The organism is Dokdonella sp., from assembly GCF_019634815.1.
Taxonomy (GTDB): Bacteria; Pseudomonadota; Gammaproteobacteria; order Xanthomonadales; family Rhodanobacteraceae; genus Dokdonella_A.
The window spans coordinates 1-4,071 of record NZ_JAHCAP010000050.1; the positions used below are offsets into that span (position 1 = coordinate 1).

Below are 4,071 nucleotides of genomic sequence, written 5' to 3' on the forward strand. Positions count from 1 at the left end.
GGCCTGCCGCCAGCGTTCACTCTGAGCCAGGATCAAACTCTTCAGTTGAAATTGCAGACTTCCGGGCCGAGGCCCTTCGGTCAAACTTCGAGCGTGAACCAAGCGCTGGTTAAAGCTTATGCTTTGACGTTTGCTTGGACGCTTTGTATCGATGGACTTTCATCCACCTCAAGGCGCCCACACAAGTTACCTGCGCACACTTTCAAAGATCATGGACTTGCGGGATTTTGTTGATCCCGCACCCGAAGACATTTCGTCGTAGGGAGCCGCTAACTATACAACCAATTTCGTGTTCGTCAACACCCCGGAGCGAAAATTTTTCTTCACTCCGCGACGCCGATCGAATCGATCCTGGCGCCCCTCGCTGGCGGCCGAAGCGGCCTGTCATCGAAGGGGCGCGCATCTTACATCCGAATGGCGGCTCGTCAACACCCGCGATGAAAATTTTTCGAACCGACCCGCTCGCGGCGAGGCTTTTCGCGCCCCGTCCGCGGCCCTCGGGCGCCCAACCGTGAGGTCGATTCAGCTTCCTGGCACCAGTTGAACGCGGGCAAAGGCGCGCTTGCCGACCTGGAGCAGCAGTTGCGTACCACAGGCCAGGACGCGCTCGCGATCTTCCACGACCTCGCCATCGATGCGCAGCGCCCGCTCGTTGAGCTTGCGCAGGACTTCCGAATTGCTGGCCGCGAGCTTGGCACTGACGAACAAGGGTGCGATCCGAATGCCTTCGGCAGGTACCGCGATCTCGAGCAGTGGCAGATCGACATCGACACGCTGCTCGCGGACCAACGCTGTCCATTGCGTTACGGCGTGCTCGGCAGCTGCCGCTCCGTGGAAACGGGCGGCCAATTCGCGCGCGAGTCCGAGTTTGGCATCACGCGGATGCAGCTGACCTGCCGCCACATCCGCCTTCATGCGCACGATCTCGGCGCTGCTGCGCTCGAGACTGAGCAGCTCATACCAGCGCCACATCAGGTCATCGCCGATCTTCATCGCCTTGTTGACGATGTCGATCGCCGGTTCGTTGATGCCGATGTAGTTGCCCAACGATTTCGACATCTTGTTGACGCCATCGAGCCCTTCGAGCAAAGGCATCGTCAGCACGATCTGCGGCAACTGCCCGGCGTGCTCCTGCAGCGCACGCCCCATCAGCAGGTTGAACTTCTGGTCGGTGCCGCCGAGTTCGACATCGGCCCTGAGTGCGACCGAGTCATGTCCCTGCACCAGCGGATAGAGGAATTCGTGGATTGCGATCGACTGTTGCGCAGCGTAGCGCTTGGCAAAGTCGTCGCGCTCGAGCATGCGCGCCACGGTGTGCTGGGCTGCCAGCTTGATCATGCCCGCTGCATCCATCGCGCTGAACCATTCGGAATTGAAGCGCACCTCGGTGCGCTCACGATCGAGCACCTTGAACACCTGTTCCTCATAGGTCTTCGCGTTGGCAAGCACGTCCTCGCGCGTGAGCGGTTTGCGGGTGACGTTCTTGCCGGTCGGATCGCCGATCATTCCGGTGAAGTCGCCGATCAGGAAGATCACCTGATGCCCGAGATCCTGGAATTGCCGCATCTTGTTGAGCAGCACCGTGTGGCCCAGATGCAGATCGGGTGCAGTCGGGTCGAAGCCCGCCTTGACGCGCAAGGGTCTCCCCGCCTTGAGACGGCTCTCGAGGTCTTCGCGCTTGAGGATTTCATCAGCACCGCGACCGATCAGGTCGAGGGCGGCAGCAAGGTGTGACATGGTCTGGCGTACCTGAAAGAAAGAAATGCGGCAGCGCGGCAAGCGCCGCGTCGGGCCGTGGCTGGCGGGCGCGCCCACAAGACCCATCGAGTTAATAATTCGTTAGATCGAGACGGCGCGCAAGCCCTTGTCGGGCTTGACATTGACGAGCCTCGCGCACGGCCGCTATGGTACGGCGCGTTTTGCCAGAGCCGTGCATCCGTGACCGATTTTTCCGCACCGCCGTCGCACGCTTCCTCACGACGCACCCACCGGGTGCCGATCCGCCGCCGCATGCGGCGGCGTTACTTCAAGTTCTACCGGCGCGTTGCGCGCTGGACCTTCTTGCAGAACGTGTCGGTCTCGCCTGCGAGTTGGCGCGCCGAACATTGGCTGGTCGGCGGCGTGGTCGCCATCCTGTGCGTGTTCGCCACAATCGTCGCGCCCGCGCTTGCCAATGCCACCCGGAACGATCCGGTTGCGTTGACGACATTGGCACTGGACCTGCCGCAGTTGCCGGCCGATGCCGCGATTGGCGCCTGGGCCGGCGACGGCGAGCCGGATTGGCGCATTGTCACGGTCAAGCCCGGCCAGTCGCTGTCGGACATCTTCCGCGAACAGGGATTCGCGCCGGCCGATCTGCAGCGCGCGCTGGATTCGCAGGGCGATGCCACTGCCTTGCGCCGCATCCGCCCAGGTCAGGAGTTCGGCTTCCTCAGTGATGCCATCGGCGCACTGGCGGCGCTGCGCTTCGAACGCAGCGATGCGACGCGGGTGGTGCTGCGCTTTGCGCCAGGCGGCGTCACCGAACAAGCCGAAGATCGCGCCGTCGAACGGCGCACGCACGTTGCCCACGGCGTGGTCACGCGTTCACTGTTCTATGCCGGCGAACAGGCTGGGTTGTCGGACGCGATGGTGCTCAAGCTCGCCGATGCGTTCGGCTACGACATCGATTTTGCCCAGGACCTGCGCGAAGGCGACAGTTTCAGCGTCGTCTACGACGACCTCTATCGCGAGGGCGAACGCCTGCGCGACGGTGACATCATCGCCGCGACCTTCATCAATGACGGCAAGCGCTACACCGCGATCCGCTACACCAATGCCAAGGGCGAGACGACGTTCTACTCCGAGGACGGACGTCCGCTGCGCAAATCCTTCCTGCGCACGCCGGTGGAGTTCACACGTATCTCCTCGGTGTTTTCGACCGGTCGCATGCACCCGATCCTGGGCAAGATGCGTGCGCACAAGGGTGTCGACTACGCGGCACCGACCGGCACACCGATCCGTGCCGCCGGCGATGGCAAGATCGTGTTCCGTGGCTGGAAATCGGGTTACGGCAATTTCGTGATGATCCAGCACAACAAGCACATCACCACCGCCTACGGGCACATGTCGCGCTTCGCAAACGCCAAGCTCGGCCAGCACGTCTCGCAAGGCCAGGTGATCGGCTATGTCGGCATGACCGGTCTGGCTACCGGTCCGCACCTGCACTATGAATTCCGCGTCGACGGCGGTCACCGCAATCCGCTCACGGTGACCTTGCCGCCACCCGAGCCGTTGCCGGCGGGTGAACTTGCACAGTTCAAGCTCGCCGCCGCGCCGAAGCTTGCCCAGCTCAAGATCATCGACGGCATCCGGCTTGCACATAACGGCCATTGATCCGCACGCCGGGCTGTACCTGGGCCTGATTTCAGGCACCAGCGCCGATGGCATCGATGCCGCGCTGGTGGAATTCACGCCCTCGCCCGAGGCCAACACGGCCGCGGGCATGCACACGTCGCCACGACTCGCCGCCGCACGCACCTATGCCTATCCGCCCGCGTTGCGCGACCGCGTGCTTGCGCTCGCGCGAGCCAATGCTGCCGTCGCGCTCGACGATTTCGGCCATCTCGACGTCGAAATCGGCGCATGCTTCGCCGATGCCGCGACTGCTCTGCTGCGCGAAGCCGTCATTGCGCCAGAAGCCGTCGTCGCGATCGGCTCGCACGGCCAGACCATCTGCCATCGTCCGGGCGGCGCGCATCCCTTCACGCTGCAGATCGGCGATCCCAACGTCATCGCCGAACGCAGCGGCATCCTCACCGTCGCCGACTTCCGCCGCGCCGACCTCGCCGCCGGCGGCCAGGGCGCGCCGCTGTTGCCCGCACTGCACGCGGCCGTGTTCGCCGACGCTCGGATTCCACGCGCGATCCTCAATCTCGGCGGCATCGCCAACGCGACCCTGCTCGTGCCGGGACGCGACGTGATCGGCTTCGACACCGGCCCCGCCAATTGCCTGCTCGATGCCTGGGCTGCTCGCCACCTCGGCAGGGCGCGCGATGAAGCAGGCGCATGGGCGGCGAGCGGCCACTGCAA

At 64.0% G+C, this 4,071-nt stretch carries 3 protein-coding genes; 2 read left to right on the top strand and 1 reads right to left on the bottom strand.

Annotated elements, in window-relative coordinates; genetic code table 11:
- Positions 1 to 522: 522 nt before the first annotated feature.
- Positions 523 to 1,737, bottom strand: coding sequence for a tyrosine--tRNA ligase (gene tyrS / locus KF759_RS14120; protein WP_291226484.1), 1,215 nt, complete (start codon positions 1,735 to 1,737; stop codon positions 523 to 525).
- Positions 1,738 to 1,938: 201 nt separating this feature from the next.
- Here tyrS and KF759_RS14125 point away from each other — a divergent pair, with 201 nt between their 5' ends.
- Both KF759_RS14125 and KF759_RS14130 read left to right on the top strand, forming a co-directional pair.
- Positions 1,939 to 3,375, top strand: coding sequence for a peptidoglycan DD-metalloendopeptidase family protein (locus KF759_RS14125; protein ID WP_291226485.1), 1,437 nt, complete (start codon positions 1,939 to 1,941; stop codon positions 3,373 to 3,375).
- Positions 3,371 to 4,071 (top strand): anhydro-N-acetylmuramic acid kinase (locus KF759_RS14130; RefSeq protein WP_291226486.1); only part of this gene is annotated, 701 nt, incomplete at its 3' end. The genes KF759_RS14125 and KF759_RS14130, both read left to right, overlap by 5 nt.

Excerpts from the sequence above, each read along its gene's own strand:
- tyrS (WP_291226484.1), bottom strand. The coding sequence starts at position 1,737 with ATGTCACACCTTGCTGCCGCCCTCGACCTGATCGGTCGCGGTGCTGAT.